Below are 3,554 nucleotides of genomic sequence, written 5' to 3'. Positions count from 1 at the left end.
GTTGCGACTGTGGGTCGCCTCCAGCTGACGACCTCTCAAACCAGGCCGCCGCCGGGACGGCGGCGGTACAATAGGAGCGACGGATGAACAGAATTCCTCGGGCATACAGGTCAAAAGAAGATGAACTCCTATTCAAGAAACCAACAGAGGACCCTACCATTCAACCAGACAGAGTTTCACCTGCGGTAGAGGGTTATTTCCGAATACCGGCGGTGTGGATTAACGAAGAGCCCGACCCTGAGTCAGTATCGGTTTTAAATCCGGAAGTTCACCACGCTGTGGTTCTCAGAAAAAAATTGAATTCCGGTATAGAAGCCTGTGTGCGACGCGACGGTTCTTTTCTTTTTGATTTTTCTTCCTGGAACCTCGCGCCACAGGTTTTAATCCCAGGATACCGTGTTCCGTTCCATGAAAACGGTTATCAAGCGCCCCAAGAAACATCAGAAGCTGAAGCAAAGGCCGAGAGCTATGCAGTCATCAGAGCGCAAGTTATGAATGTTCATCAAGCGTGCTTGACTACCAGTGAAAGAACTGTCAAGAATCGCGGTGCGGCAATGGGTTTTCCCGTAACTTTCTGGAATACGCTCAAGGCACTCACTTTTGAAGATGCTCTTTATTACTTTGATGACACTGAAGATATTCGCGCTCTCGCACGAAATTCCCTGAACAACAAGGATCAGGTTCTTAGAGAGCGACCTTTCTCACGTCACATTCTGGAAAAAGAGATTGTGGAACACTCGTTAGAACTGCTTGATCAGATACTTTCTTTAGAGGATATAGTTTTAGTTCAGTGGATTGAGACAGCTTACATGGCAGCATGTAGATGCGCTGAAAGGCGATTTGGCGAGGCTGTAGTTTTGGCTTGGGCGGTCTGTGAACAGCTTCTGTCATCGGCTTGGGATGGTTTTCAAGACGATATGAAGAATTCTGGTCGCATGTCTGGGAAACGAAGAGAGAAATTAAAAGGAAGAGATTATACTGCATCAGTAATTCTGGAATTTCTTGAGGCAAGCAACCGTATTGATCGCGATTTGTACCAACTGCTCGAAAGTGTTAGAAAATCTAGGAATAGCTGGGTCCACGGAATGCGCACGCCCGAGGAGAGTAACGTGTCTGAAGCAGTTCGCGCTGTTGAAAGTCTTTTCTGGCACGTGAAAAAAATCCGTCTGTTGCTTGGTGGTGGTTCCCGTGGTGGAGTTCCGCAGTGGAATGTATGGATATGGGATCAAATTGGTGGGCGTTGCTTTCTCGATTCAACAGGAAAGCACTACGATAAGGTGATTAGCCAATGACAATAAAATTCCAGAATCCTCCAATAAATGAACTCATTATAACGACATACTTTAATCCGCCGATTTCTAATCTCAGAAATGAGCATATCGGCATTTTCTGGTCTCGGATAAAAGAAGATTTTCCCGAGTCATCGCAACAAATTCCGATAGGTGGTGCGGAGGGGATTGTGGATGTAAATAATGAGATTTCTCCCATGCCTCGTTATTGGTTCATTTCAAAGGACAAAATTAACCTGTTGCAAGTTCAAAAAAATGCCTTAATGCTTAATTGGCGCAGGAAAGAGACTGATTACCCTCGCTTCAACGCGTGCTTAAAACCTGCTTTTGACAAGTATTTCTCAATGTTTTCTGAATTTGTTCGTAACCATACTGATACTCCTGAACTAACTATAGATCTCTGTCAACTTACCTATATCAATGTGATAAAATCTTGTGCGTTCTGGTCTGGTCCCCAAGACACTCAACATGTTATTCCATCGTTTTCCTTCCCGTCCTCGCGAATTACTTCTTTTCCTCCCGCTTTTAACTGTAGTTATATGTTTGATTTGTTGCCCGACCTCCAACTTGTTGTTAGAGTAAGGAATAATGTTGTCACATCAGCAGAGTCGGGTGAAGCTGAGCCCGTTCTAATTATGGAGATTCAGGCAAATGGCCGCCTTGGAAAAGCGGGCAAGCTTGAAACTGATCCATGGTTTGATCATGCACATGAATTGATCAACAAATGTTTTCTGGAAATCACAAATCCTGAAATCCAGCGACAGTACTGGAAACTGGTGGAGGAAGGCCAATGAATTTGTCCATGTCTACAGACATGATAAGGTTTGATTCTGTTTATCTGCGGGACAATTTAGAAGATAAGGTTTCTTTGTCTGTTTTTGGACCTGAGGGGGAAAATCAAGAATCAATCGGAACTTTCCCTTTGAAATTTGCCAATTTAAATGTGCGTGAGTTTCTTGATGCTGGATATGCAACCGCTCTCAATCCGTTGAGAGAAATAAACAAAGAGATGGATATTCATTACAGCATGTCTCCGATAGCAACGGGGCATGAATATCCGGATCTGTACAGCTTAAGTTTGGAGCTCGGTACAAATTTGGTTATCCCTCCAATTGATTTTGGAAGCTTGGCTGCTCGGGAGCAAATTGCGAGAGTTAAAGCGACCCGGGAAGCCGTTTACTCCTATGCTTTCCGGATTGAATTTCTTCGGGAAGAAGCGGTTATAGAAGGTGTAGATTTCAACAGAAATTCTGAGTGGGATTTCTGGACGTTTATACGGCTGATACCATTTATTCGGAGAGGAAGTCTGTTTCTTATGGATAATGGAGACCTTCGTGTTGTTTGGGATGACGATGAAGACAACCTTGTTGGAATTCAGTTCTTGGGAAACTGCTTGGCCCGATACGTTATTTTCAAGAGTCGTACAGAAAATGAGTCTGTCTCGCGCGTTTCTGGAACAGATACGCTTCAAGGTGTAAGCGACCAAATCCGAGCATTCAAACTGGAAAGTCTTCTGTCTGCATGAATGACAACGATCTCCCGGAAAGTGACCATATAGTCCGCTACGTGAAACCGAGCAACTTTGAGCTTGGCCGGGTGAACATTGCTGAATTCAGGTTGAGGGAGAGTAGGCTGGACGAGAGAGGGATTTCGGTTAATTGGCTTGAGTACTATAGGAATTTTTCGAGGGAAGGGCAGTTAGCGGAAATACGCGCGGTATCTCGCCTTAAACTGCGAAACAATGGAAGGTTTGCCGAATTGAATGTAGGAGAAATCAAAAGATTGGTTTCTGAAGAGTTGCGCGGCTTACGTATTATTCATACTCCACTTGATGCTGAAGGGGAATTTCTTGCCGATCCATCCCATAGTGAAATCGTTGGTCTTCCATCCGGGAATCCCGAGAAATCGGACTTAATAGCACAGATGATCGTGAAATGTATCTGCGATTTACACCCTGCTGTTGCTGAATAAAGGAATGTAAATCTGAAGAGATGATTCTAATTGGCCCGCCCGTTGAAGGCTGAAGTGCACAGTTTCCAAAAACGGGGTTTGAGTCCTTTTTGAGGAGAACACTTCATTTGAAAGGGCCAAGCGACAAAGATAATCTCTAAACCGAACTTCACAGGCTAAAAAGCCTGAATCCCTTCGCATCCTTATGCACCCGGGAAAACCGGGAAGATGTTCGAGGTCCATGAGAAGGCCCATGACGGGGCCCATGATGCCTCCGCCATGAACCTGAGCGGCACGGAACGCCGGATATTGATT

4 protein-coding genes are annotated in these 3,554 nt (G+C 44.9%); all 4 read left to right on the top strand.

What is annotated here, in order from left to right; all coding sequences use genetic code 11:
- Positions 1-83: 83 nt before the first annotated feature.
- Genes OXG10_02330 through OXG10_02315 form a run of 4 tightly spaced genes read left to right on the top strand, consistent with a single transcriptional unit; the run spans position 84 to position 3,260 of the window.
- Complete coding sequence (locus OXG10_02330) at positions 84-1,292, top strand: hypothetical protein (protein ID MCY3826205.1); 1,209 nt, start codon at positions 84-86, stop codon at positions 1,290-1,292.
- On the top strand, positions 1,289-2,083 hold the full coding sequence (locus OXG10_02325; GenBank protein ID MCY3826204.1) for a TIGR04255 family protein: 795 nt from the start codon (positions 1,289-1,291) through the stop codon (positions 2,081-2,083). The genes OXG10_02330 and OXG10_02325 overlap by 4 nt, the downstream gene beginning before the upstream one ends.
- Entirely contained in the window at positions 2,080-2,814 is a 735-nt protein-coding gene (locus OXG10_02320) for a hypothetical protein (protein ID MCY3826203.1), read from the top strand. The genes OXG10_02325 and OXG10_02320 overlap by 4 nt, the downstream gene beginning before the upstream one ends.
- Positions 2,811-3,260, top strand: coding sequence for a hypothetical protein (locus tag OXG10_02315; GenBank protein MCY3826202.1), 450 nt, complete (start codon positions 2,811-2,813; stop codon positions 3,258-3,260). The genes OXG10_02320 and OXG10_02315 overlap by 4 nt, the downstream gene beginning before the upstream one ends.
- Positions 3,261-3,554 lie beyond the last annotated feature (294 nt).

The organism is Candidatus Dadabacteria bacterium (assembly GCA_026706695.1).
Lineage (GTDB): Bacteria > Desulfobacterota_D > UBA1144 > Nemesobacterales > Nemesobacteraceae > Nemesobacter.
The sequence above is the reverse complement of the archived record's forward strand: the minus strand, read 5'-3'. Positions and strand labels throughout refer to the sequence as shown.

Excerpts from the sequence above, each read along its gene's own strand:
- OXG10_02320 (MCY3826203.1), top strand. The coding sequence starts at position 2,080 with ATGAATTTGTCCATGTCTACAGACATGATAAGGTTTGATTCTGTTTAT.
- OXG10_02315 (MCY3826202.1), top strand. The coding sequence starts at position 2,811 with ATGAATGACAACGATCTCCCGGAAAGTGACCATATAGTCCGCTACGTG.
- OXG10_02330 (MCY3826205.1), top strand. The coding sequence starts at position 84 with ATGAACAGAATTCCTCGGGCATACAGGTCAAAAGAAGATGAACTCCTA.
- OXG10_02325 (MCY3826204.1), top strand. The coding sequence starts at position 1,289 with ATGACAATAAAATTCCAGAATCCTCCAATAAATGAACTCATTATAACG.